Origin of the sequence: Luteimonas sp. MC1750 (assembly GCF_016615955.1) — a bacterium.
Classification (GTDB): domain Bacteria; phylum Pseudomonadota; class Gammaproteobacteria; order Xanthomonadales; family Xanthomonadaceae; genus Luteimonas.
Window position 1 is genome coordinate 1,046,892 of record NZ_CP067113.1, and the last position, 23,860, is coordinate 1,070,751.

The 23,860-nt window shown below is 62.3% G+C and carries 21 protein-coding genes; 10 read left to right on the forward strand and 11 right to left on the reverse strand.

Features of this window, described 5'->3' with window-relative positions; translation table 11 throughout:
• Positions 1–12: 12 nt before the first annotated feature.
• From JGR68_RS04930 to mutS, 3 genes are read right to left on the reverse strand one after another with little or no spacing between them, the layout of a single operon-like run.
• A complete protein-coding gene (locus tag JGR68_RS04930) occupies positions 13–627 on the reverse strand; it encodes a DUF937 domain-containing protein (protein ID WP_199361306.1) in 615 nt (204 codons plus the stop codon).
• A gap of 54 nt (positions 628–681) precedes the next feature.
• Complete coding sequence (locus JGR68_RS04935; protein ID WP_199361657.1) at positions 682–1,377, reverse strand: MOSC domain-containing protein; 696 nt, start codon at positions 1,375–1,377, stop codon at positions 682–684.
• 56 nt (positions 1,378–1,433) lie between these two features.
• The gene (gene mutS / locus JGR68_RS04940; RefSeq protein WP_199361308.1) at positions 1,434–4,001 is read right to left on the reverse strand and encodes a DNA mismatch repair protein MutS; all 2,568 of its coding nucleotides are present in this window, start codon (positions 3,999–4,001) and stop codon (positions 1,434–1,436) included.
• Between the two features lie 240 nt (positions 4,002–4,241).
• Here mutS and JGR68_RS04945 point away from each other — a divergent pair, with 240 nt between their 5' ends.
• The 4 genes from JGR68_RS04945 to JGR68_RS04960 are packed head-to-tail and all read left to right on the forward strand — an operon-like array spanning position 4,242 to position 10,452.
• Positions 4,242–6,167 (forward strand): integrase, encoded by a 1,926-nt coding sequence (locus JGR68_RS04945; RefSeq protein ID WP_199361310.1) that lies wholly within the window; start codon positions 4,242–4,244, stop codon positions 6,165–6,167.
• On the forward strand, positions 6,164–6,883 hold the full coding sequence (locus JGR68_RS04950) for a hypothetical protein (protein WP_199361313.1): 720 nt from the start codon (positions 6,164–6,166) through the stop codon (positions 6,881–6,883). The genes JGR68_RS04945 and JGR68_RS04950 overlap by 4 nt, the downstream gene beginning before the upstream one ends.
• Positions 6,873–9,812, forward strand: coding sequence for a class I SAM-dependent DNA methyltransferase (locus JGR68_RS04955; protein WP_199361315.1), 2,940 nt, complete (start codon positions 6,873–6,875; stop codon positions 9,810–9,812). The genes JGR68_RS04950 and JGR68_RS04955 overlap by 11 nt, the downstream gene beginning before the upstream one ends.
• On the forward strand, positions 9,805–10,452 hold the full coding sequence (locus tag JGR68_RS04960) for a hypothetical protein (protein ID WP_199361318.1): 648 nt from the start codon (positions 9,805–9,807) through the stop codon (positions 10,450–10,452). Before JGR68_RS04955 ends, JGR68_RS04960 begins: the two co-directional genes overlap by 8 nt.
• 79 nt (positions 10,453–10,531) lie before the next feature.
• Here JGR68_RS04960 and JGR68_RS04965 read toward each other — a convergent pair whose 3' ends face one another.
• From JGR68_RS04965 to JGR68_RS04990, 5 genes are all read right to left on the reverse strand, one after another.
• On the reverse strand, positions 10,532–11,755 hold the full coding sequence (locus JGR68_RS04965) for a hypothetical protein (protein ID WP_199361320.1): 1,224 nt from the start codon (positions 11,753–11,755) through the stop codon (positions 10,532–10,534).
• Positions 11,756–11,817: 62 nt separating this feature from the next.
• Positions 11,818–13,098 carry a Y-family DNA polymerase gene (locus JGR68_RS04970; protein ID WP_199361323.1) on the reverse strand — a complete coding sequence of 427 codons (1,281 nt, stop codon included), beginning with the start codon at positions 13,096–13,098 and terminating at the stop codon, positions 11,818–11,820.
• Positions 13,098–13,463, reverse strand: coding sequence for a hypothetical protein (locus JGR68_RS04975; RefSeq protein ID WP_199361324.1), 366 nt, complete (start codon positions 13,461–13,463; stop codon positions 13,098–13,100). Before JGR68_RS04975 ends, JGR68_RS04970 begins: the two co-directional genes overlap by 1 nt.
• A 267-nt stretch (positions 13,464–13,730) precedes the next feature.
• Positions 13,731–14,186 (reverse strand): translesion error-prone DNA polymerase V autoproteolytic subunit, encoded by a 456-nt coding sequence (gene umuD, locus JGR68_RS04980; protein WP_199361326.1) that lies wholly within the window; start codon positions 14,184–14,186, stop codon positions 13,731–13,733.
• Between the two features lie 414 nt (positions 14,187–14,600).
• Positions 14,601–14,849, reverse strand: coding sequence for a hypothetical protein (locus JGR68_RS04990; protein WP_199361331.1), 249 nt, complete (start codon positions 14,847–14,849; stop codon positions 14,601–14,603).
• 39 nt (positions 14,850–14,888) lie between these two features.
• On the opposite strand from JGR68_RS04990, the gene JGR68_RS04995 reads away from it, so the two are divergent.
• From JGR68_RS04995 to JGR68_RS05020, 6 genes are all read left to right on the forward strand, one after another.
• Positions 14,889–15,119 carry a hypothetical protein gene (locus JGR68_RS04995; RefSeq protein ID WP_199361333.1) on the forward strand — a complete coding sequence of 77 codons (231 nt, stop codon included), beginning with the start codon at positions 14,889–14,891 and terminating at the stop codon, positions 15,117–15,119.
• A 2-nt stretch (positions 15,120–15,121) separates the two neighbouring features.
• Complete coding sequence (locus tag JGR68_RS05000; protein WP_199361335.1) at positions 15,122–16,096, forward strand: SOS response-associated peptidase family protein; 975 nt, start codon at positions 15,122–15,124, stop codon at positions 16,094–16,096.
• Between the two features lie 88 nt (positions 16,097–16,184).
• Positions 16,185–16,835 (forward strand): hypothetical protein, encoded by a 651-nt coding sequence (locus tag JGR68_RS05005; protein WP_199361338.1) that lies wholly within the window; start codon positions 16,185–16,187, stop codon positions 16,833–16,835.
• Between the two features lie 82 nt (positions 16,836–16,917).
• Positions 16,918–17,244: a hypothetical protein gene (locus JGR68_RS05010; RefSeq protein ID WP_200672732.1), complete on the forward strand. Its 327-nt coding sequence runs from the start codon at positions 16,918–16,920 to the stop codon at positions 17,242–17,244.
• A gap of 43 nt (positions 17,245–17,287) precedes the next feature.
• Complete coding sequence (locus tag JGR68_RS05015) at positions 17,288–20,110, forward strand: UvrD-helicase domain-containing protein (protein ID WP_199361342.1); 2,823 nt, start codon at positions 17,288–17,290, stop codon at positions 20,108–20,110.
• A complete protein-coding gene (locus tag JGR68_RS05020) occupies positions 20,107–20,700 on the forward strand; it encodes a hypothetical protein (protein ID WP_199361344.1) in 594 nt (197 codons plus the stop codon). Before JGR68_RS05015 ends, JGR68_RS05020 begins: the two co-directional genes overlap by 4 nt.
• Positions 20,701–22,091: 1,391 nt before the next feature.
• Here the strand turns inward: JGR68_RS05020 and JGR68_RS05030 are convergent.
• The 3 genes from JGR68_RS05030 to JGR68_RS05040 form a co-directional block, all read right to left on the reverse strand.
• Entirely contained in the window at positions 22,092–22,511 is a 420-nt protein-coding gene (locus JGR68_RS05030) for a hypothetical protein (protein WP_199361346.1), read from the reverse strand.
• A complete protein-coding gene (locus JGR68_RS05035) occupies positions 22,511–22,903 on the reverse strand; it encodes a hypothetical protein (protein WP_199361348.1) in 393 nt (130 codons plus the stop codon). Before JGR68_RS05035 ends, JGR68_RS05030 begins: the two co-directional genes overlap by 1 nt.
• A 318-nt stretch (positions 22,904–23,221) precedes the next feature.
• On the reverse strand, positions 23,222–23,797 hold the full coding sequence (locus tag JGR68_RS05040; protein WP_199361351.1) for a hypothetical protein: 576 nt from the start codon (positions 23,795–23,797) through the stop codon (positions 23,222–23,224).
• Positions 23,798–23,860: the final 63 nt, after the last annotated feature.

The window sequence follows — 23,860 nt, forward strand, 5'->3', positions numbered from 1 at the left end:
CCCGCCTAATGATCATCGCCGCCCGAACAGTCCTCCCAGCTTCACCAGGTCGCCAAGGCCGAGTTCGCCGTCGCCGTCCTGGTCCAGCACCGCACCCAGCAGGCCGCCGCCGAGGCCGCCCTGCTGCCGGATCTCCTGCTGCTCCCGGCCCAGCAGCCCGCCCAGCGCCTGCGCGCCCGCCGGTTGCTGCGAACCCCCGCCGGACATCATCCGCTTGGCGAGGTAGGCCATCACGATCGGCGCCAGGATCCGCAGCAGCTGGCCGGCCTGGCCTTGGCCGAGCCCCGTGGCCTGGGCAACGCCGGCCTCGGCGCGCGGCTGCTGGCCGCCGAAGATGTGGCCGAGGATGCCCGCGCCGTCGGTCTGGCGGCCCTGCGGCGCGCCCCCCAGCACCGCGCCCAGCACGCTGCCGAGATCGACGCCTGCGTGGTCCTTCTGCAGCGCGCCGAACAGCGCCTGTGCGCCCTGCGGCTGGCTGGCATTGCGGCCGAGTGCACCCAGGATCAGCGGCAGCGCCGCCTTGATCGCGGCCGAGGACTGCTCCTGGCTGATGCCGAGCTGCTGGGCCAGCTGGCTGGCGGGGCCGCCCTGCAGCTGGGCGGCGAGATCGTCGGTGAGCATGGCCATGTCAGCACTCCTGTCGTCCGGGACCCCGATCGTACGCGCGACCCCGCGCGCGGGTCACCCGTCCGCCGGTCCGTCGATGCGCCGCGTCCAGTCCTCGACCTGGCTCGTCGCCAGGCGGCGCTCGAGCACCGTGCGCCAGGACGGCACCAACGGGAGCTGCAGGGCCTCGGCCAGCTGTGCGGCGTCGAGCACGCGATCGGCCAGCAGCCGCATCAGGCGCCGCAGGGGCCAGCCGGGGCAGGGCCGTTCGACCAGTTCCAGCACGTCGCCGGCGCTGGCGTGGCCGGGCCGCAGCACGCGGTAGTACCAGCCGGTCCGGCCGGTGTCCTGCACGCGTCGCGCCATGTCGCACACGCCGAAGCGGTCATTGAGCTTCCAGCATGGCTGCCGCCCCTGGCTCACCTCCAGCAGCGCCCCGCCGAGGGAGAACCGGTCGCCCAGGCAGACGCTGCCCTCGTCCAGGCCGGTGCTGCTCAGGTTCTCGCCGAAGGCACCGGGCGCGGCCAGCAGCGGCAGGTCGCCGAGTTCCGCGCGCCAGGCCGCGTAGTGGTCGCGCGGATAGTGGTGGACGGCCTTGTCGACGCCGCCATGCACGCGCGGGTCGCCCTGTTCGTCGCCGTCGAGGCCCAAGGTGCCGATGTGCACCGGTCCGCCGCGCGGCGCCTTGGCGATGGCGCTGCGGCTGCCCGCGCGCGTATAGGGCACGGCGATGCCGGTGAGCAGGGCGTCGATACGGACGCCCGCGGACAGGACGCCGGCGGGGCCGCCGTGGTCGGAGCGGGGCCTGTCGTCTTCGCCGCCGACGGTCACGTGAGCGCCTTCAGCCGGTACAGCGCTTCCAGCGCCTGCTTGGGCGTGAGTTCGTCGGGATCGATGCCGGCGAGCGCGTCGAGGGCGGCCGATGAGGGCGAGAACAGGCCGTACTGCTGCGGCGCGTCGAGCACCTCGGCCGACAGCGGCGGGCGGGCGGCCGGGCCCTGCTGCTCGAGTTCGGCCAGGCGGCCGCGGGCCTGGCGCAGCACCGGCCTCGGCAGCCCGGCCAGCGCCGCCACCTGCAGCCCGAAGCTGCGGTTGGCCGGGCCTTCCTTCACCGCGTGCATGAAGACCAGCGTCTCGCCGTGCTCGACGGCGTCCAGGTGCACGTTGGCGATGCCGCTGCCGGGCGCGGCCAGCGCCGTGAGTTCGAAGTAGTGGGTCGCGAACAGCGTGTAGCAGCGGTTGTGGCCGGCCAGGTGGCGCGCGCAGGCCTCGGCGAGCGCCAGGCCGTCGTAGGTCGAGGTGCCGCGGCCGATCTCGTCCATCAGCACCAGCGACTGCGGCGTCGCGTGGTGCAGGATGTGGCTGGTCTCGCTCATCTCGACCATGAAGGTCGACTGCCCGCGGGCGAGGTCGTCGCCCGCGCCGATCCGGGTCAGGATGCGGTCGATCGGGCCGATCCGCGCGCGCGCGGCGGGCACGAAGCTTCCGATGTAGGCCAGCAGCACGATCAGCGCGTTCTGGCGCATGTAGGTGCTCTTGCCGCCCATGTTGGGCCCGGTGATGACCAGCATCCGGCGGTCGTCGCCGAGCACCAGGTCGTTGGGCTCGAAGGGCTCGTCGCGCACCGCCTCGACCACCGGGTGGCGGCCACGCTCGATCTCCAGGCAGGGCGCGTCGACCAGCTCGGGCCGCGCCCAGTCCAGCGCATGCGCGCGCTCGGCCAGGCCCGCCAGCACGTCGAGCTCGGCGAGCGCTCCGGCACAGCGCTTCAGCGATTCCAGGTGCAGGTTGAGTTCGTCCAGCAGTTGCTCGTACAGCAGGCGCTCGCGGGCCAGCGCACGTTCGCGCGCGGACAGCACCTTGTCCTCGAAGCCCTTCAGCTCCTCGGTGATGTAGCGCTCGGCGTTGGCCAGCGTCTGCCGCCGGGTGTAGTGGGTCGGCGCCCTGGCCGCGTGCGCCTTGCCGACCTCGAGGTAATAGCCGTGCACGCGGTTGTAGCCGACCTTGAGCGTGGGGATGCCGCTGGCCTCGCGCTCGCGGGCCTCCAGCTCGACCAGGAACTGGTCGGCATGGGTCGACAGCCGGCGCAGGTCGGCCAGCTCCGCATCGAAGCCGTCGGCAAAGACCCCGCCGTCCCGCGCCAGCACCGGTGGCTGTTCCACCAGGGCGTCGGCCAGCAGTGCCGCCTGCGCGGCGTGCTCGCCGAGACCGTCGACCAGCGCCTGCAGGCGCGGCGAATCCACCGGGCCCAGCAGCGTGCGCACGCCGGGCAGCATGCCCAGCGCATCGCGCAGCGTGGACAGGTCGCGCGGCCGCGCCGAGCGCAGCGCGATGCGCGAGAGGATGCGCTCCACGTCGCCGAGCCCGCGGAAGCGCTCGCGCAGGTCGCGTCCGGCGTCGCTGTCGAGCAGGGCCGACACGGCGTGCTGGCGCTCGCCGACGACGGTCCGGTCGCGCAGCGGCCGGTGCAGCCAGCGCCGGAGCAGGCGTCCGCCCATCGGCGTCACCGTGCTGTCGAGCACCCCGAGGAGGGTGTGCTTCTGCTCGCCGTCGACGCGCGTGTCGAGCTCGAGATGGCGGCGCGTGGCCGCGTTCAGCGCGATCGCGCCGTCGCTGGACTCGAGCGCGATCGAGGTGAGGTGGGGCAGGCGCTGCTTCTGTGTTTCCTCCACGTAGCCGAGCAGCGCGCCCGCCGCCGCGATCGCCTGCGGCCGGTCGTCGATGCCGAAGGCGGTGAGGTCGTGCAGTTCGAAGAAGCGCAGCAGCTGGCGGCGCCCGCTGTCGGCGTCGAACAGCCAGGGCGCGCGCCGGCGCAGGCCGCTGCGCGAGGTGGCGCAGGCCGGCCAGCCTTCCTCGTCGGGCAGCAGCAGCTCGGCCGGGTCGAGGCGGGCGAGTTCGGCTTCCAGCGCGTCGTCACCCGTGACCTCGTTGGCGAGGAAGCGGCCGGCGGACAGGTCGGCCCAGGCCAGGCCATAGCCGTCGCGGCCGCGGCTGACCGCGAGCAGCAGGGTGTCGCGGCGTTCCGACAGCAGCGCCTCGTCGGTGACCGTGCCGGGCGTGACGATCCGCACCACCTTGCGCTCCACCAGGCCCTTGCTGGTGGCCGGGTCACCGACCTGCTCGCAGATGGCGACCGATTCACCCAGCGCCACCAGGCGCGCGAGATAGCCCTCGGCGGCATGGTGCGGCACGCCGGCCATCGGGATCGGCTGCCCGCCGGAGCTGCCGCGCTGGGTCAGGGTGATGTCGAGCAGCCTGGCCGCCTTGCGCGCGTCGTCGAAGAACAGCTCGTAGAAGTCGCCCATGCGAAAGAACAGCAGCACGTCGGCGTGCTCCGCCTTGGCGGCGAAGAACTGCTTCATCAGTGGCGTGTGGGATTGCAGGTCAGTTGCCATTGCCGGTTTTGCTTGCTTATTCAATGAGTTAGAGCAATGGATGAGTAGGCGTCGCCTTCGGACTGGACCGCAGTGAACCGCAGTGAACCAGCTTTTTCTAGCCACCGCATAGCCATGGAGGGTGGGCAGCCATCCAGACTGCGGATTTGGCTAAGTGGCGACAAACTTCCCATTTGGAGGCAGACTCCCATGGCTGTAAAAAAGCGTGTTCATTATGCGGGTGCGGAGCAGGGGGGTGGCATGAGCAAACGCGGTCAACGCTACCACCTGACCCAGGCGCAGTTGCGCCGCCTGACGCTGGCCGAGCGTCCCGACATCGATCCGACCGGCAAGACCAGGTTGGTACCCAACACCAAGGGCAAGCCTTACCGCTTCCTCTTGTCCATGGGTGGCAGCAACGTCTCCGGCTTTGGCGTGTACGTCGGCAAGACCAAGACCACCTATGAGGTCCAGGTCGGCACTGGCACGAGCACCAAGCGCGAGGCGCTGGGCAGTGTCATGGAGCTGACCATTGAGGAAGCCTTCCGGCGGGCTGTGGATACTCGCCAAGCCATCCGGGGTGGAGGGGACAGCCCCAAGCGGGCGGAAAAAACCCATGCCCATGCCTTGGAAGTTCGGTCGATTACGGTGGAGGAGTGCCTGGCTCGCTACATCGACTATCTGAGCCAACGGGTGGTCAACGGCGACCGCAAGCCCGTCAGCGTTACGGCTGTGCGGTTGAGCCTGGCCCGCATCCAGCGGCCTGAGGTGGGCCTGGCCAACGTCCAAGTCCGGGACCTGCTCATTGATGAGGCTGGTGGAGTGGAGGGGGCAAAGACCACGCCCCGGATCATCCAGGCATGGAACGCTTGCCGGACTAGCTGCATGGAGCTGTCCAACCAACTGACCACCGAGCAGAAGAAGACGCTGCGGGGGATGGGAGAGTGGTGGAGGCACGATGCCGGGGCAATGGAAGCCGCGGGCTTCAAGGGCCGGTACATCCAGAAGGCGCTGTCGTCAGGTCTTGCGGCCACCGAGCACACGTTCGGAGACATCAAGCGGGCAATCGATCTGGTCATCGAGGAGGAAGCCCAGCAGGCAGTTCTCCAGAAGCGTGCCCCCGAGTTGTCCATCAACCCGACCAAAATTCTGTTCAAGCGGGGCTACTTCCGCGACCACACCAAGCTGCGGGCTCATTACCGCAAGGCTCAGGTGCGCAATCCCTTGGGTGAGGCCGAGGGCGATCAGTCGCTGCAGCTGGCGATGAAGGCGCTCATCGGCCGGCGTCAGCACTACCTGGACGCCCATCAAAAGGTCGGCGTGGACTACCTGTTCATCGTGCTGCTGTGGGCCCTGCGTCGCAACGAGGGCACGATCCTGCGCTGGTACGAAGACTGTACGCCCGGAGAGCTGCTCCAGGAGACGCGGTCATGGGTGTGGCTTGCCCCCAACCCTCAGGAGCGAAACCCCACCACCCGCCAGACCGGGTCCCAGGCGTTTCTCCACGACACGAAAACCGGCACCGTCCAGCACATCCCCATTGCGTACTTCGCAGAACGGATCCTGCGCATGCGCTGGGATGACCGCCTGGACACCGTCGAAAACTACCCTCAGCGGCTGGCTAAGGCCAAGGCAGAGCTTGCCGCTGCCGAGGCTCGCACGTACGACGAGATGAAGCTTGCGATCTACCGGAAGGCCATCCGGAGGATCGAGTTCCAGCGCAAGAACGTCGGCTGGGTCTTTCCCGCTCGCTCGATCAAGGCCAAGGAAGGGCACTACAAGGACAGCAAGTCTCTGCTCCAGTACCTGCGCGTGGATACCGGGCGGCTGGACCTGGCCCGGGACATCGACCAGGGCCTGACGTTACACGACTTCCGCCGCACCCTGGGCCGCTTCGCCTCAAAGCACCTGTCCGGGCGGATGGTTTCCGAGTTGCTCAAGCACTTCAATAGCCATGGCACCGATGGGGAGGACAAGATGTCCTCCACCACGGCCAAGTACTACTCCGACCAGGAATGGGACGATGTGCGCGGGGCCATGGCACAGGTGGAGGAGGCCATGATCCGGACGTCTCCTCGGGTGTGGAACTACCTCAAGGGCGCTGACAAGCCGATGCTGGACGAAGCCAACGACCCGCCCATCCAGCTGTCCTGGCGCTCGCTGAAAAATCAGGACGAGGAAGAATGACGAGTATTGAAGTCGTCCGCAGCGTCGAGGACTTCACTGACCGGGCCGCTCACAAGCAGGCCCGGTTGGACACGGAGATTGCCGACGCACAAGCCGGACTGGTGTCCAAGGTTTCCCGCTCAGCTGCCGCCCGGTACCTGGGGATGTCGCTTACGACCCTGGCCAAGCTGATGAGCGCAGGGGAGGGGCCTCCCTTCATCAAGAACGAGGCGACTTCGAGGGCAGCGAACCAGCACATCCATTTTCCCTGGCGGGATCTGGTGGCATGGGACGAGGCTAGGACGCAATACGACAGTCCCCAAGCCAAGCAGGAGTTGCGGGAGCAGGCTCACCGGAACGAATTGCGCCGCCAGCTGGCCCAGCTAGAGCAGCAGGCACAGGCTCTACGCCGCGCCCTGTCCGACAGTGGCGATCGCCACATCCTGAACTTCGAGGGGCTAGCATCGCTGACCCAGCCTCATCCATGGGTGCTGAACGGCGATGGGCTGGTCGGGCATGCCCTGGGCGTCTCCGCGGAAGCGCTGATGGCAGGGGACATCGACTGGCTCACCGTTGAGGAGGCACTGGCTTGCCAGTGGAGTGATCTGGAGGGCCAGGGGCAGTGGCTGGAAGTGCTCAGCTCAACGATGGAGCGAGTGGAGCAGACGGCACAGGCCTGGTACAGGAGAATGGCACTGATGGAGCAGGTCAGGGGGAAGAAGGAAAATGACGCCTAACGAATTCATCGACAAGTGGCGAGGTGGTGGCAAGGAGCGAGCCGAAGCACAGTCGTTCTTCAACGATTTGTGCCATCTGGTGCGGCATCAGACGCCCAGGGAAGCCGACCCCACACGCACTTGGTTCGCCTTCGAGTATGGGGCGGAGAAAACTGTCGGGGGCAAAGGGTTTGCCGATGCCTGGAAGAAGGGTTATTTCGGCTGGGAAGCGAAGGGCACGGGGCGCAGCCTCCAAGACGCCTATGTCCAGTTGAAGATGTACTCCGATGACCTGCAGAACCCGCCACTGCTGGTGGTTTCGGACCTTCATGCCTTCGAAATCCACACCAACTTCACCAACACGGTCAAAGAAGTCCACCGCTTCACCATTGAGGACTTGGTACAGCCCCAGATCTTCCGCAAGGTCCGGGCGATGTTCCACAACCCCGAGGAGCTGCGTCCCGGGACGAAGCGCTCGGATATCACTAAGGAAGCCGCTCAGAAGTTCGCGGATTTGGCCTGGGATCTACGCAATCGAGGGCACGCTGCTCTGGAAGTGGCCCACTTCCTCAACCGCTTGGTCTTTTGCATGTTCGCCGAAGACATCGGCTTGCTTCCAGACCAGTTGTTCACCCGGATGGTGGCCGCCTCCCAGAATGATCCGGAAGCGTTCCAGACCAATGCCGCACAGTTGTTCGAGGCCATGCGCAAGGGTGGTCAGGCGGGCTTTGTAAAGGTCGAGTGGTTCAACGGTGGGCTGTTCAACGACGACTCCACCCTACCGCTGAACCGGGAAGAGCTGCGAACGCTGCTGGCTGCCTGCCATCTGTCCTGGGACCAGATCGACCCGTCCATCTTCGGCACTCTCTTTGAGCGCGGACTGGATCCGGAGAAGCGCTCGCAGCTTGGTGCGCATTACACAGACCCTGAAACAATCATGCGGCTTGTCCGGCCCGTGGTGATTGAACCATTGCTGGCCCAATGGGGCGAAGAGAAGCTGGCCATTGCTGAGCTGATGGAGAAGGCCAATCTCCATGGATCCCTGCAGGGGTTGAGCAAGGCCGAAAAGGCCTCACGAACGCTTGCACACAATCAGGCCAAGCAGCGCTTCTCAGATTTCCTCGATCGTCTGCGCGCTTTCACTGTCCTGGATCCGGCCTGCGGTTCTGGCAACTTCTTGTTCATGTCTCTGCGGGCGCTCAAGGACCTCGAGCACCGTGTGATGATTGAAGGCTCCGAGTTGGGGTTGGAGCGCCAGATCCTCGGCGTTGGCCCAGCCCAGGTCATGGGCATTGAGTTGAATGAGTATGCCGCTGAGCTCGCGCGTATCACTGTGTGGATTGGCGAGCTTCAATGGATGGTGCAAAACGGCTACGGAGCCAGGAAGAACCCCATCCTCCATCCTCTGGACCAGATCCAGTGTCGGGATGCATTGATCAACGACGACGACACTGAGACCGAGTGGCCTGAGGCTGACGCGATCCTGGGCAACCCTCCTTTTATCGGCGGGCATAGGATGCGCAGTGAGTTGGGGGAGGAATACACCGATCAGGTGCGGGCAATGTACGCGGGGCGAGTGTCTTCCGGCGCCGACTTCGTTTGCTTCTGGTTCGAGAAGGCAAGGCAAGCCATTGTCGATGGCCGGACTACCAGGGCCGGCCTCGTGGCCACCAACAGCATCCGCCACGGCAAGAACCGCCTCGTGCTGGGTCGCATCAAATCCGATATGGAAATCACGGCCGCCTGGAGCAGCTTGGAGTGGTGGGACAACGGAACGGCAGTTGATGTCTCCCTGATCGCTTTCGCCCAAGCTCCAACTCCTGACGCAGTTCTCGACGGCAGGCCGGTACCCGAGATCACCTCCAGCCTCACTGAGCTGGTTCACCACGATATTGCCAAGGCACCAAGACTGCCAGCCAACCGAGGCGTGTCATTCCAAGGTGTCATCCCAAGGGCTGAACTGAAACGAACGCAGCGGGTCAAGCTCGGGCTTGATCTGCCGCCGGCTAGTTTCAATCTGGAAGGGCCGGTGGCCCGCCAGATGCTCGTCCAGCCCAGTACACCTGGTGGGGAGCCCATGTCAGCAGTCATTCGGCCCTACATGATTGCCGATGACATCACCGACCGGCCATACGACAGGTTCACCATCAATTTCGGCACCCGTACCCAAGCCGAAGCTTCGATGTTCGATGGGCCCTTCAAAGCAATCGAGAACGTGCGCCTCCATCGGGCTCATATGAAGGAGAAGAATGATCGGGAGAGTTGGTGGCTGATGTCCCGGCCCAGACCAAAAATGGTCTCCGCTCTTGAAGGTCTTTCCCGGTATATCGCCATCCCTCGCCACTCGAAGCACTATGTTTGCTCCTGGGTCCATCCGGCGGTCCTGCCCGATAGTGCACTGGTGGTAGTCGCCAAGGACGACGATGCCACCTTCGGCATCCTCCAGTCCTCCATCCATAAGGTATGGGGCCTGCGTCAAGGTAGCGCGTTGGAGAACCGACCTCGCTACACCCACACGTCCTCGTTTGAGACCTTCCCATTTCCTGAGGGAATGACTCCAGATCTTTCCTCCGAGGAAATTCAGCGCAGCCCATTCGCAGAGAACATCGCCACGGCCGCCAAGGCGCTAGTCCAGGCAAGAGATCGCTGGCTCAATCCCCCGGAATGGGCTGAGTTTCACGACGAAGTCGTTCCTGACTTCCCTCCCTATATCATCGCCAAGCCGGGCCACGAGAGGGACCTGGCGGGTCGCACGATGACCAGCCTGTACAACGAGATGCCGGCGTGGCTGGCATCGCTCCACCACACGCTCGATGTGGCGGTCGCACAGGCTTACGGCTGGACTTGGCCGATGGAGGAAGAAGATATCTTGCGTGCCCTGTTTGAAATGAGCGCTTCGCTAGGCGAAGGCGCCGACAACGACGAGGCCTCGGAGGATAAGGATGAGTAGCCGAATTTCCTTTGTGCAGCGCGTACTCAGTTCGGTAGTGCTCACTGCTTCACTGATCGTCTCAACGTCCGCATCCGCCCAGTCGCAGGAGCGGCGCGAGCAGCTGGCAGACTTCGCCAACAAGGCCCTGGCAAGCTCCTTTTGCATGGGCGACGTGTGTCTTGGTATGTCGTTGGCCGATGTTATCGCCTTGCCTGGGCGATCCGTGGAACATGAGTACAACAAGTGGGAGCGGAACTGCACGGCGGATCTGACTAAGTCCAACGGGCTGTATTACATCTCCGTTGATGGGACGCAGTTCAACGTCTCCTTTCGCGACATGCCGGGTGCCGGCGATACACAACAACGGGCGCGGGTGGGTGGAATTAGTCTTTATCACGCCGCCACTCGCAGAGAGCTTGATGAGCTCATCGAGCCATTGCTCAATCGATGGATAGTGAGCCCTGCTGAAGATACTGGCGAACTGGGGTTCGATCACTGGACACGGCCAACAGAGTTCTTCACCCTTCATTTTCGTGTGTCGCACGAACAACCACCCCGTCGATCATTGATGTCGCTCAGTGCGACGTTGCCCGACTACCGGGACATGCTACGAGGTCAGACAGCTTGCGCGGGCGTCAACACCGTGCCAAAACTCTAAGTCGACCTCCTAAGCCTCCCGCCGCTCAAGGAGCGCAACTGAACGAGAAAGGCCGGAGGCACTACCTCCGGCCAATCCTTCAATCTGCTTTCCCAATACCCATTTTCGTGAATAGGTTCATGACCACATCTCGTGGAAGGCTCTCCTGCAAATCTTCAATGACAGCATCGACGAGGGCGCTGCGGTCGAGGTCTTCCGAAACGCCGCGAGCTGCTTCGAATGCCTTTTCCAGTTGGGAGCGATTGTCGGGGTCGCTTAGGTCCAGAGATTGAGCGAGTAGGATGGCCAGGCTGGCAGCTGAAATAGCCAGCTTACGCATCAAGTCAGGTGGAAGAGAAGATACCTCTTCTGCTGTCTCTCCTGCACCAATGTTGTCAAGCGCCTTCATGATTTGCTCAGGCCCTGGAGCGCCCTCTTTTTCTGCCATCTTACGAGCCAACTGGCCACGATCCAAACCCTTGGATACGTCGCGCATATAGCCCATGATCTTCTCAGCTAGTTTTTTCTGATCATGGTCATTTACATCCAACGTGCGGGCTTTTTCTATTCCAAGCCAGCAGGAGCTTGCGGCAAATGCCAATTTGTCTGCGTCGGAAAGGTTTTCATGAACCTTTGAGCCGATGTCAGATCCGCTAGCGTAGAGTTGGAGGACTGTCGGTAGCGGTTCGAACATCTCTGCCTGTTCTTCCAGGTATGCGCGGACCATTTTGATAGGACGACCTTGAGCGGGAAACTTCTTGGCCAGACGCTCGAAATCCCGTTTCCAGATCATGGCAGCGCTGCGCTTCATCATGGCGCAAATCAACTGGGCAGTGGCATGGGGACGGCCGTCGCCCGCTTTCCACAGGTCGGCGCACAAGTCAGTCCAGCAATGCTTAATCCCTGGGCCAGCTACATGTCCCCAGTAGGCAATGTAGTACGCGGCTACTTCGTATTTCTCTGCCTGGATTGCCTCGATAAGCCCTGCTGCCGGCTGTCGGGATGGCTCCACATTAGCCAAGTGAAGGACCACCAGCTTGGACAGTGAGTCCTCTTCAACGGCCGCCTCCCACATCCCATCTCGCCATCCCGTCAAATGGTCAAGGGCGAGCAGCTCCTCAGCTTCAGGAATCAGCTTCGGATTATCTCGCATGAAGAACATCACGACTTGCTTGGCATCCTGTTGCCAAGCGGTGTGGAGCCTCATCGTCAGCGGAAGTAGCTCCAACCTTTCTGGCTCGTGCCGCAGATTTGCTGCGATCAGCTGCAATCTCGGGTTCGGCACCACATCATCAATGGCCGCGGTGTTGATCTGAACTCTCATCCAATCCCCCTGTTTTCGCCGTCAATGGCTCAGCTTTTGTACCCCACCATCTGCGACCGGGTCTACCTCACCCGCAGCAGATCGCTCCACTTCGTCGTGTATGAGGGCGACAGCGATTTCAGGGTCGGCCTCCACTGGTCTGCTGGCTTCCCTTTTTGAAAAGGCACGCCACCGATACGCCAGCCGGCTGTGCCAACGCCCAACGTCCCTCGGCCGAATTTCGCGTTGATCTTGTCCATAACGGCCATGTTGGCCTCTCTCTTGAGGTCGGGACCGAAGAACAGATCGGGCTGCCTGGCATCTGCGCGCACCAGATCCGTCAGGCCAACGCCGGCTCGTTTGTACGCCTGCTCCGGCTTCATCATCGATCGGGCCAGAAAGCCAGCAGCCCGGATGACTTCGCCTGTGTCTTGCGTGGGGAAGGGAAGCGGCACGGCTCGACTGGCGTGGAAGCTGTCTCCCTTGTGGGGGTTGCCGCTCAGCCACACCCACATCGCGCCCGCTGCCAGCCCTCGGCCCCGCATGCGCTCACAGGCCACGGTGGAGAAGGTGGCCAGTGCGTCGAAGATCGCTTGCGGGTCGGAAACATCGCGGCCGAAGGTGCGGGAGACCACGATTTGCTTGCGGTCGGGCTCTTCGAGCTCGAGGTCGGCGCAGGGGATGCCTCGCAGCTCCGCATGCGTCCGGGCCAGCACCACTCCATAGCGTGCCCGGATGTGATGCTCGGGGAGAGCGGCCAGGTCGGCCGCAGTGCGAACGCCTTCCTGGGCTAAGCGGGCGGCGTAGCGAGAGCCAACACCCCAGACATCGCCGACTGCAAGGGCGTCTATGTTGTCCGGGGTGGCGTGGAAGACTGCAAGCTTCCCGGCGTTGAGTGCCCGCTTGGATTGGTCCTTGGACAGTTTGTTTCCGGCCTTGGCCAAGGTGCGCGTGGCGCCCAGCCCCACACAGCAGGGGATGCCCACCCAGCGCAAAATTCGCTCTCGAGCTTCCAGGGCCAGCGCTTCAACATCCTTGATCCCCGCCACATCAACGAAGTTCTCATCGATGGAGTACACCTCCACCCGGGGGAACATCTCACGGAGGATGGACACAATCCGACCGGACAGATCCCCGTACAAGGCGAAGTTGGCTGAGCGCACCTGCAGCTGGGCGCGAACCTCTCGACTGACCTGGAAGATCGGTGTGCCCATCTTCACCCCCAGGGCCTTGGCCTCCGGCGAGATGGCAATGGCACAGCCGTCAGCGTTGCCCAGCACAACCGTGGGCTTACCCCGCAGCTTCGGATCGAACACCCGTTCGCAGGACACGTAAAAATTGTTGCCGTCGATCAGGCCGTACATCACGCCACCTGCCGGCTGATTGCCAGGCTCACCACTCCCTCGAAGCGCTCGAGCTCGCCGGCTTCCGTGCTGGCCCTGTGGTAGCTCTCAGGCTCGTCGAGCACATCGAGCACGCCAACGGTTGCCGAGCCGTCGTCGGCGAGCATCACTTGGCCTTCGTACACGCAGATGCCCGTCCAGGAGCGCCAGGCTCGCAGCACTTCCTCATCCAGGTGGACGGCCCAACGGTCGTCCATGTCCCGGGGCCATAGCCCTTCCCGCAGGCGGGCCACGTCCTGAACCGTCAACGTCATGCTGCAGCGGATGGGCCAGCGCTGGCCCTCCATCGGTTTGAGCTGCTGTTTCCAGTTGTCGGCACTCGTCATGTCGTCTCTCCGTGGCGGGGCCGGGAGCGTAGGCAGCTGGCTGCTCAGAACCTGAGACTTCCCGAGCACAACTCCTACACGATCGATCAAGGACGCCTGATCCCTGTGCCTTGGCCTATGCGGCACACTGGCTTTGCGGTTCAGGCCAGCGCCCAACCGGTTGGGCAGGGAAGCCCCACGTCCCACAAGCGCCGATAAGCCGCCAGCGCCCCTTCGGGGGCGTTGGCGTTTGAGCGTGTGCTTGTGCCTGCTAGCAGGCGGTGAACGTCAGACGTGCTTGGTCAGCGACCAGCGCACCACACCCCAAACATCCAGCTCCACGCCTTCGCCCACCTCAATGGCAGGCACGCCGCGGCTGGCCAGCAGCCGGATCCGGCCGCCCTGGATATCTAGTTTCTTGACCATGAAGCCGCCTTCCCACAGCACCAAGACCGTGTGCCCGTGGCGGGCTCGGACGGAGCGGTCGATGACCAGCAAATCCCCGTCCTGGATCCCGAAGTCGACCATGCTCCCGCCCGTGTCGGCCCAGGCCAAGAATGTGGCGGCAGGGTTGGCCACCAGCTTGGTGTTCAGGTCCAGCCGGTCTTCTTCAACGAAGAAATCCTCAGCCGGGGAGGGGAAGCCACAGGCCACCCGCTGCCGAAGCGCAGGCAGGGGCAGGCGGGAGAAGTCCGTCAGGGGGCCGATCAGGGTCGGCGGGCTGGGAAGTTCAGTGGAGAGCATGGCCACAGGCTACGCCACGGCCCCGGGAGCGTCATTTAGTAATTGGCTGAACGGGTCTGCCAGGCGGGGAGTGTTCCACCGCCGCAATGACCCTCTGGCATCCCGCCGGGTCCAACTCGCCGATGTGCGCTTCCTCCACCCCCAGCACCTGGGCCATCCAGCGATACACCGCTGACCGGCTCATCTGGCCACCCTGCCAGAAGGGATCGACGGCCCCATGGGCCAGGCTGCGCCAGTGTCGCGTTTCCGCATCGGCCAACGTGCCAAGTGGCTTCGTCGTTCCCCGGTAGCAGCGAACGTACGCGTCGCAGGGGGCGCACTTCCATGCCGGCCCCCAGTTCTCCGGATACGGATAGCCCGGCTCTTCCCAGCCCAACAGCCGGGCGTCTTGCCGGCAGTAGGGGCACTGGGGTGTCAAGGGCGCTCGATGGGGCGGTCGTCGTACTCGGGAGGCATGGCATAGCCCGCGTCGTCGCAGTCGGCCGTCAGCTCGAACAACTCCTCGCGCAGGGCCTCCATGTCGGCCTCCGACGCCTGGGCCAGCAGGGCTGTCTCCTGCTCACCAAACCACGCCCAGAATTCCCGGTAGGTCTTCCCGTACCAGTGCTCGTGGCGGGTGCCCAACTGGAACTCCCGCAGGGCCGCGGTCAGCGTCTCATCCATGGCGCTATATTAGCCCCAGAGCCTGGGTGGAGAATGTAAATGCCTGATCTGGAAGCGATCAATGCGCAGCTGGACGAGCTTGCAGCTCAACTGCCCCAGATGATCGAGGACAACCCTGATCACGGGGACTTTTGGGCGACGTTTGCCGGGGAGGCTGACGTCATTGAGGACCAGGCGGGGGAGCACTGCCAGCATGTCATGCACCGGATCAACGCCATGCTGGCCGAGCACGGCCGCTACGTGGCCGGGGTGGACTTCGAGGAGGCCTGAGCATGTGCTACTCGGCAGAAGCCTGGACGCTTTACGATTCCTATGTGGCCACCTTCGGGGCTGACATCGACATCAAGGCATTCTGGGAGTTGTACTTGGGCCGGGATGAGGCTTATCGGGTCCGGCAGAAGCTGTCCGACGGGACGAAAATTCCCAAAGGCATGGATCTGAACTTCCTCAGGCCCAAGACCGAACTGGAACGAAACATCCAGGACCTGATCGGGGAGTGGAACGGCCGCAAGCTCGCCGAAAGCGAGGCAGAGTTGGCCAAGCAGCAAGCCCGCCTGGAAGCGGCCGAAGCCAAGCTTGCCACCAAGCCCACGAAGACCGCGGCCAACGAGCAGCGGATCGCCACGAACAAGATTGCCCAGATGGAGCGCTGGATTGCCGACGCCAAGCGCACCAGCCACAAGCCTGCCCAGGACGATCGGATCTTTCCGTTCTGGTATGCCCCGGTGCTACTGGTCGAGGACGGCAAGCCGATCATCCGGCCAATGCGCTATCTGTGCCGGCCCCAGGGTATGGCAGCGTCGACCGACTACACCAAGGACGGCAAGGCGTCTGGGAAGTACAACGCCAGGCGGGACAACCTGACCAAATTCTGGCGCCGGCAGTTCGGCTCCACCCATGCCCTGATGCTGGCCGAGACCTTCTACGAAAACGTCGACAACGGCCGTGGTGGATCCAAGGAAATCCAGTTCCGTCCGCGCACCGGCGAGACGATGTACATCGCCTGCCTGTACTCGCACTGGACAGATCCGAAAGGCGAAGAGCCTGACCTGTGGTCGTTCGCTGCCATTACCGATGAACCGGAGGCGGAAGTCGCTGCTGCAGGCCACGATCGGACCATCATCAACATCAAGCCCGAGCACGCCATGGCTTGGCTGACACCTGAGGGCAGAACCGACGAGGAGCTGTTCGCGATCTTCGACGACAAGCGCCATCCGTACTACGAAGTCATCAAGCAGGCGGCTTGATAAATTCTATTCTGGCCCATGCCGGAATTCGTACTGACAGAACACTCAAAGGGGGAAGGAAATGAGCGGATTGTTCTGGGGTGGAAGGATGACCACCGATGATACGGAAGAGCTTATTCATCTGTTCTATATGAATCAGCAAACCGAGCTAACCAATATCGAAACTGAGGGGCGCAACATGCGCCGCGAGGGTCGCGCTATTCACGAAGAGAACGAAGCCAGGAGGCGGCGTCGCCGGCGTGAGAGCCTGGCACAAAAAGATCGGGAGGAGGTCCAAGCCGCGAACCCTGAAAAATACACCTCGTCCGCAATTGAGGAAGCCATCTGCGATGTAATCTGCCAGAACCTGCTATTGCAGATGGTAATCGATCCATCTAGCTCCGAATTTGAGAAGCAAGCGCAGCAGCTTGAGTCTGAGATCAAGCACCAGGACCTGTTTCAGGTCTATGTTGACAATGACTTCCTCAAGCGGTTGCGCGCGGTTGGGATCACTAGATACGATCGCCATTTGGCTTTTCGCCAAATGAGTGCGTCTGAACTGCAGCGGGCTAGAACGTTGGAAGAGGTGCTCTTCAATGCCATCTCGCAGGCACTCGCTATGAGTCAGGTTGCCCAGAAGTCTGATATCGGTTACGGATCCAGAATGCGAACACTTTCAGCCGAGGTTTCTGCTGATCCTGCTTTCAACAAACGGGTAAATGATCAGGTGGACCGATTGCTGGCCGATGCTGGTCTTTGATCCCGTCGTGGCTAAGCTGACACTCGTACTACGAGCACAGCGAAGCAGCATGAGAAACCCCTTTCCCACGAAGAAGTCGCCGTTGACACGCCTGGGCAAGGTCATCGCCGCCGCGGAGCTGATCGAATTGGTGGCTTCGGGCCTGGGCGAGAAGGAAGCCAACGCGGAGATGCGACAGCGAGTGGGATTGAACTGGGGGCTGCTGACTGCCTGCCAGTACCTGACCGGGCAGCAAGCCATGAGCTCTATTGCGGCCTTGCCAGACGACTGGTCAGTGGATGGGATCAGTAAGGCGCGAGTCCTGGCAGCCGCGGGGGTTGCCAACTACGTCTGCGCCAACCTGACCGGGGACGCAGTGGCCAGTGCAGGTATCCTCGTGAAGCAGTACAGGGAAGCGCAGCCCCTCTGAGGAGGTAGCGCTGGGGGCAGGGAATGCGTGGGGCGGGGACGTAATGGAATTTCTCGTAATTATCGGACTGCTGTGGCTCATCGGGGCGATCTTCGGAAAGAAGACGCCCCCGCCTGCTGTGCCCCCACCACGTCCTGCGCCGAAGCCGCCCGTCGATCCAGTGTTAGAGGCCCAGCGGAGGGCCAAGGAGAAACAAGAGGACGACGCCTTCCATGAGGCGCTGCAGCAGTGGCTGACAAGGGTTCGCAGCTTCACGGGCAGGAGCGCAGGTCCATTTGTGGCTCAACCTGCTCCACCTCAGCAGATCGTCGAGCAAGCGCTCAAACCAGTGCTGGGGCACTTTCTCCACGGAGGTCCTTGGCTCGCGAAGGGCGCAATACACCGCTTTTTGGCCGACAATCCCGCTCCCATCCATCCGAGCAAGTCCTGGAAGCACTTGGTTGGTCAGGTGTCGCCTGAGGAAACCCTCCGTCCCCGTTTCGAGGCGCACAACCGACTCTGCCTTGACGCTAAGAAGAGGGTGCTCAAGGAGTTCTTCGACACGGTCGAGAAGAATCCGCTGACCGACGAACAGATCCATGCGTGTGTGTGCATGGATGACGCAGTTATGGTCGTAGCCGCTGCAGGCTCAGGTAAGACGTCGACCATGGTGGCAAAGACCGGCTACGCCCTCAAAGAGGGGCTGGCAGCCCCTGAGCAAATTCTGCTCTTGGCATTCAACCGGGCAACAGCAGACGAGGTGGGCCAGCGCATCACCGAACAGCTGCGGGGCGTGCCCAATGTCAGCAAGGTGCGGTCGAACACCTTCCACGCCTTCGGCATCGAAGTCATCGGCAAGGCCACGGGAAAGAGGCCGTCCTTGGCCCCGTGGGTCAGCCCTGACAATCCGGGCGGGGACGTTCGCGAGGTCGGCGCAATCATCGACCAGCTGTGTGCCGGCGACCCCCAGTTCAAGAAAGACTGGGATCTGTTCCGGATGGTCTATGGCCGGGACGTGGGCAAGTGGGGGCAGCGCCAAGAGCCTGAGGCCTATGGAGACGGGAAGCAGGGCTTCCTCACGGCCAATGGAGACATCGTCAAGAGCAAGGAAGAGCGCACGATCTGCGACTGGCTGTTCTACAACGGAGTGGAGTACGAGTACGAGCGGGCGTACGAGCACGACACGGCCACCGAGTACCACCGCCAGTACTTCCCTGACTTTTACTACCCCCAGGCCAAGCTGTATCACGAGCATTTCGCGCTCAACGCCAAGGGGCAGCCGCCCAAGGAGTTCAAGGGCTATCTGTCTGGCGTTGAGTGGAAAAGACAGATCCACAAGGACAAGGGTACTGCCCTGATCGAGACCACCTCCCACTCGCTTTCTACGGGGCGGTGGATTGCTCAGTTGGAGGCCGAGCTGACCCGATGCGGGGTCGTGCTGAACTTCGACCCCAATCGTGAGGCACCGGGTCTTCCACCTGTCTCACAAGAAGAGTTGGCCCGTTCCTTCCGGGTCTTCCAGCAGCACGTCAAGAACAACAGCCTGACCCATGCTCAGCTTCATGCAGCCTTGGCCGAGCAGTCCGAGGAAGGCTTCGCCGCTCGTCTTCGCATGTACCTGTCCATCTATGAGCGTATCGCCAAGGAATGGGAGCGCCGGCTTCGGGCAGGCGGTTTCATTGACTTCGAAGACATGCTCATCCTGGCTGCAGAGCATGTGGAGTCGGGCCGCTACAAGAGCCCCTACACCATCATTCTGGCCGATGAATTCCAGGACAGCTCCCGGGCCCGAATTCGGCTGCTGAAAGCCCTGGCAGCCAATCCGGGCGTGCCAACGCATTTGTGCGTGGTGGGCGATGACTGGCAGGGCATCAACCGCTTTGCCGGCTCGGATATCTCGGTGATGACCGAGTTCGAGAAGACCTTCGAGCACTCCACCCGCCTGAGCTTGAACACGACCTTCCGCTGCCCCCAGCACCTGTGCGATGTGTCCAGCCAGTTCATCCAGGCCAACCCTGCCCAGATCAAGAAGAAGGTCAAGACGACCAACCCCCTGACGAAAACACCACTGCTGGCCTTCGGCTTCCAGACCGAGGGGGCGATGATCGAGCACGTCCAGGCCCAGCTCGAGCTCATGGACTGGGCGATGAGGGCTGGCAAGCTCACCCCCGCCAAGGGCAGGCATATGACCGTGATGCTGCTGGGCCGCTATCGGGATGACAGGCCAGTTGCGCTGGACCAGTGGAAGGCACGCTTCGCCAACACCATCCAGCTGGATTTCTATACCGCACACGGTTCCAAGGGCTTGGAGGCCGAGTACGTCTTCGTGCTCAACGTCGTCCAGGGTACGCGAGGCTTCCCCAGCCAGATCCAAGATGACCCGGCGCTACAGCTGGCTATGCCCGTGCCGGATCCGTTCCCCTACGCAGAAGAACGCCGGCTGTTCTATGTGGCCATGACCCGCGCCCGCAAGCAGGTGCGGTTCTACACCACCCTGGGCAAGCCTTCCCAGTTCCTCGTTGAGCTGGTCAAAGCAAAGCATCTGGAGATTGAGCCGGTGGACGGGGAGGCGGTAGACCCCTGTCCGCAGTGTGGCCAAGGGGTGCTGCAGCTGCGACCCGGACGGCATGGGGCGTTCTACGGCTGTTCTCGGTTCCCCGGCTGCGACTACACCCGGCGAGTGGCGGAGGGCGAGCAGGTCCGCCAGCTTCCAGCTGCCAGATCCCAGAGGATCACCCAGCCCGTTGAGGTTGGCGACCCTTGTCCCATCTGCCAAGAAGGGAGGATCGAGAAGAAGAATGGTCGAACAGGGCCCTTCTACGGCTGCTCCCGCTACCGGCAAGGGTGTAAGGCCACTGGCAACATCAATCCTCGGGCGCGGGCATGAAAGAGACAGAGAGCGTGCCCTGGCAAGAGATGTCCATTCTTCGCTTGCTCTCGACGCTGGGCTGCGCAGCTGCTGCCTTCGCAGTTCTCGGTGTCATTACAGGCACAGCCTTCCATGGATGGGAGTTCCTCCTGCTCCCTCTGATCGCGTGGTTCGCCTTCGGTATGGTGATGGGGTTGGGTGCGTTTGCGACTCTCACCAGCTACTACGTTCTGGAGCTCTTGCTGTTCTGGATGGAGGAAGCGACTCGCCATGCGGTATATAAATTTCTGCGTTGGGCTGTTCTGCTGGTTGGCCTGGGCTACATGCTTTTCATAGGCGTGCTAGCAATCGTGGATGGTGTTCAGAACAACAGGTTCGTGCCGGCAGAAGTTCACTTCAAGCAATGCATGACACCGCAGACGAAGACGGTCAGAGAGTCCTACAAAACCTGCGCAGACGGCTGGGCCTCCTCTTCCATTGGCCGAAGCGGGGCCTGTTCGCACCACGGGGGTGTTGTAGAACGCTGGGTTGAGCGGAAAAAGACGTACCAGCCACATAGCGAGGCGTACTGCCGAAAGAATTCGCTCGAGCGTTCTTGGATTGATTGAGAACCGTCCAGGGGCTGCTGGGTGCGGCCGTCCTTGGGAAGGTAGTCCCTGCTGCGATTTAGCCGCAGCTGTCGCTCATCACTTCCCATTCGTTCCAATGCCACTGCCCCGCAGGCTCCGGGCATGTTGCTGTGCGGCGGCGAACGATCAGGCCCGACTGACCCGCGGGGCAGGGCAAGGAGTTGTCCAGCTCGTCGGCAGGCGCAGTACACAGCGGTGCACAGGTGTTGGACACTTCCATCCAGTCGCTCCATGTCGGCGAGCCCGTGCTGACAGGACACGTGGACTCTCGTTCTTCAGTGATAGCCCCGAGCTGCCTTGGTGGGCACGCGCTGGTGCGTCGCTGCGGGCTGTGAACCGCTTTGGCACAGGCCGGCAAGCACGTTCTGACCACACTCCAGGGCCCCCACTGGGCGGCACCGGCAGGAGAAGGACACGAAGCAGTTCTGCTCGATGTGATCGTGCCCACATAGCCCATGGGGCAGGCCTCTGTGTGGACTTGGGTGGCAGGCGTTGGAACCTGACAGGCAGGTGTGGGTAGCGGGCCGCCGGGAAGGGCAGGCCCACCTGGGGAGGGCGGTCCACCACCGACAAAATCCCGCGCCACCGTCAGCACCACGGTCGACTCGACCTTCTGACCACATTCACTGGCCAAGACAGACTCCAAGAGTCTGCCCGAAGGGTCCAGCACGTCCTGGGAATTGACCGATATGGAGTCATAGCCATAGCTGCTGGCCCGGCTGACGAAGCCCCGGCACGACCGCGCTGGGACATCGGTGAAGGTCAGTGTCATACCCCGGCCTTCCTGGTCATCGATCCGCGCCGGATCAATGAGCAACCGCCCTCCAAAAGCCGTGGTGATGACCGGCTCAACCCGCGGCCCTGATGTGTCGCTGCCAGGTGGAAGTAGGCCTTCGGCAACTACTCGGCCGTTGGATATGCCCACGAAGCTGGGGGCGGAGACATAGGCCCGCATGATCGAGTCAGTCAGATCCAAGGCCTGCGTGGCAGCTTTGTGGGCTTGGAAGCTCCCAGAAACCGATCGATAGAAAGCGAAGACACCCGCAACGACAAAGGCCCCCACCGCCAGTGCGATGATCGACTCGAGAAGACCAAACCCTTTGCTGTGTCGCTGGCGCATAGAAAAGAACCTTATTGGATCTCTTCCAGGGTATGGCGACGACCGGATTTGTCGACCGGAAGACCGGCCTACGTCAACTAATTCGCAGGCGCAGGCTTTGTCTTGGTAAGGCTCGCCAGGAAGACTTCGACCTGCTGCTGGAAGTAATCTCTCGGTTCACGAGTCCTGGGCGTGCGAGCTTTACCCTTGGACTTCCTCAGGCTACTTGCGACATTGCGTTCGAAGACGTTTGTTTTACTCATGACGGTTTTCACATGAAGGGAAGGGAGGGGGTGGTTCGGATCGGCTTACCCCGGACACACTGGGCGATCTTTGAAAGCGCTCCCCTGCGGTGCGTCATGGCAGCAACCATCTGCTCGACCAACAGTTCAAGGCGTTCGAATACTTCTCTCTCCCAATCATCCTGCAAAAGTACTGGCCTGGGCGCATATCGGATGTCATCTAATTCAACGGCCAGGTCAGTATCATTCTCAGCAATCCGTTGAAGAACGGCCCTCGTAACAACGGACTTGCCAATAGCAGGCCGTCGGTGATCGACGGCAAGAGGACGGCAGGACAGCACCAACCCCGAGCGGGACACACGTTGGTCGAGCTGGTCTTGGCTCAGTTGATGCCATCGGTAGGGGTTCAAGTTGGCGAGGTTCTGCAAGTCTTGGAGGGAAAGGCCCATCACGCAGCCTCCCTCATTGCAGCAACGAACGCTGGCAACTGGCGGTACTCAACCGGCCGGCCCTCTCGCTGGGCGCGCTCAATCCCGTAGGCCATCCCCGATGAAATGCCCAAGTCGGTGTACACGACGGTGGCGTCGGCAAAGCAGCCCCATGCCAGGCCTGCGTCAATTCCCAGGACTCGTTCTTCGGGTACGTTGTCGTCGATAACGCCAGGCTGGGTGTACAGCAGGTGGCTGGCCAAGGGTGCCTCACCGCGCAGCAGGCAATCTTTCAGTGCCGCCCTGGCATATGACTCGTTGCGAGGAACGTCGCCTGCAAAAGGCGACTCGATGATGACGCGGCGGTACTGCTTCTCTTCGGAGATTTGAGGGACGATAGTGATATGGGACATGTGTGGATGTAGTTGTTGATGTACATCCGAAGGTATTAGAAGAGTTGGTTTTGGCAACCTTTGAACTGCGGGAGATTTCGCAGTTCTATAGATCAGAAGGAAGTCCCAGACTTGAAACAACTCCGGGCGTTGTCGGGAGGACAGCTGGTGCGCTCATTTTCGTAGCCAGAGCCGGGGTTGAACGCAGAAGCCAGGATATGGATCGCAGCGATGAAAACGAAAACCCACGCAGCTACTCGCCTCTCTTTTCGCTGTATTGAATGCTCCTGGCCGTCGTCAATGATGTATCCGATACGAGGTCTCTTCATGGCGTATCTCTCACATCAACGGCTGGTTTGAGCGGTCTGGGCCCCTTTGCGCACCCTCGTCCTCGGCCGCAAGTCTGTGCCCAACCGCGATGGCACCCAGCGCATTACGCCGGTTCAGATATAGCAACTCTCGCAACTGATCGGACAACGCCTTGGCTGCTGGGGTTAAATGATCACTGGCATCCGATAGATGTACCTCAATAAATTGGATGCAGTCCATCGGCAGAGCGTCCTCACCGACAAGCAGAATGAGATTTTGAAGTATGCGGATCCCAAACAGAGGGTCAAAGCAAAGCCATTTTAAACCCGTGAGATGCAATTGGACGGGATCTTGAGAGTTGGTGTCATCAAGCACTTGGAGCCGCTCACCAAGTGCTTGGAGCCGCTCACAATCCTTCCTAATCCGCCGATTGAGAAACCTCCCCAGGATCGGAGAAGGGTGGCGACGATATGCCGAGAACAGCACCAGGTGGTAGCCCAGAGAAACGATGCGGGCGATCCTGGTTGAGTGGTTGGCTTTCACCGCGCTAGTCGTACCGAGGATTTCGATGTATTTGGAGATGTCCTTGATTGCGTGGCGGTCCATAAATATATCCTTGGTTGAGATACATCCAAGGTACGAGAAGAGTTGGCTTTGGCAACCTATGAA

Bases quoted from the DNA above. Each gene is read 5' to 3' on its own strand.
- JGR68_RS04930 (WP_199361306.1), bottom strand. From the start codon at position 627: ATGGCCATGCTCACCGACGATCTCGCCGCCCAGCTGCAGGGCGGCCCC.
- mutS (WP_199361308.1), bottom strand. From the start codon at position 4,001: ATGGCAACTGACCTGCAATCCCACACGCCACTGATGAAGCAGTTCTTC.
- JGR68_RS04945 (WP_199361310.1), top strand. From the start codon at position 4,242: ATGAGCAAACGCGGTCAACGCTACCACCTGACCCAGGCGCAGTTGCGC.
- JGR68_RS04950 (WP_199361313.1), top strand. From the start codon at position 6,164: ATGACGAGTATTGAAGTCGTCCGCAGCGTCGAGGACTTCACTGACCGG.
- JGR68_RS04955 (WP_199361315.1), top strand. From the start codon at position 6,873: ATGACGCCTAACGAATTCATCGACAAGTGGCGAGGTGGTGGCAAGGAG.
- JGR68_RS04960 (WP_199361318.1), top strand. From the start codon at position 9,805: ATGAGTAGCCGAATTTCCTTTGTGCAGCGCGTACTCAGTTCGGTAGTG.
- JGR68_RS04965 (WP_199361320.1), bottom strand. From the start codon at position 11,755: ATGAGAGTTCAGATCAACACCGCGGCCATTGATGATGTGGTGCCGAAC.
- JGR68_RS04970 (WP_199361323.1), bottom strand. From the start codon at position 13,098: ATGTACGGCCTGATCGACGGCAACAATTTTTACGTGTCCTGCGAACGG.
- JGR68_RS04975 (WP_199361324.1), bottom strand. From the start codon at position 13,463: ATGACGAGTGCCGACAACTGGAAACAGCAGCTCAAACCGATGGAGGGC.
- umuD (WP_199361326.1), bottom strand. From the start codon at position 14,186: ATGCTCTCCACTGAACTTCCCAGCCCGCCGACCCTGATCGGCCCCCTG.
- JGR68_RS04990 (WP_199361331.1), bottom strand. From the start codon at position 14,849: ATGGATGAGACGCTGACCGCGGCCCTGCGGGAGTTCCAGTTGGGCACC.
- JGR68_RS04995 (WP_199361333.1), top strand. From the start codon at position 14,889: ATGCCTGATCTGGAAGCGATCAATGCGCAGCTGGACGAGCTTGCAGCT.
- JGR68_RS05000 (WP_199361335.1), top strand. From the start codon at position 15,122: ATGTGCTACTCGGCAGAAGCCTGGACGCTTTACGATTCCTATGTGGCC.
- JGR68_RS05005 (WP_199361338.1), top strand. From the start codon at position 16,185: ATGACCACCGATGATACGGAAGAGCTTATTCATCTGTTCTATATGAAT.
- JGR68_RS05015 (WP_199361342.1), top strand. From the start codon at position 17,288: ATGGAATTTCTCGTAATTATCGGACTGCTGTGGCTCATCGGGGCGATC.
- JGR68_RS05020 (WP_199361344.1), top strand. From the start codon at position 20,107: ATGAAAGAGACAGAGAGCGTGCCCTGGCAAGAGATGTCCATTCTTCGC.
- JGR68_RS05030 (WP_199361346.1), bottom strand. From the start codon at position 22,511: ATGGGCCTTTCCCTCCAAGACTTGCAGAACCTCGCCAACTTGAACCCC.
- JGR68_RS05035 (WP_199361348.1), bottom strand. From the start codon at position 22,903: ATGTCCCATATCACTATCGTCCCTCAAATCTCCGAAGAGAAGCAGTAC.
- JGR68_RS05040 (WP_199361351.1), bottom strand. From the start codon at position 23,797: ATGGACCGCCACGCAATCAAGGACATCTCCAAATACATCGAAATCCTC.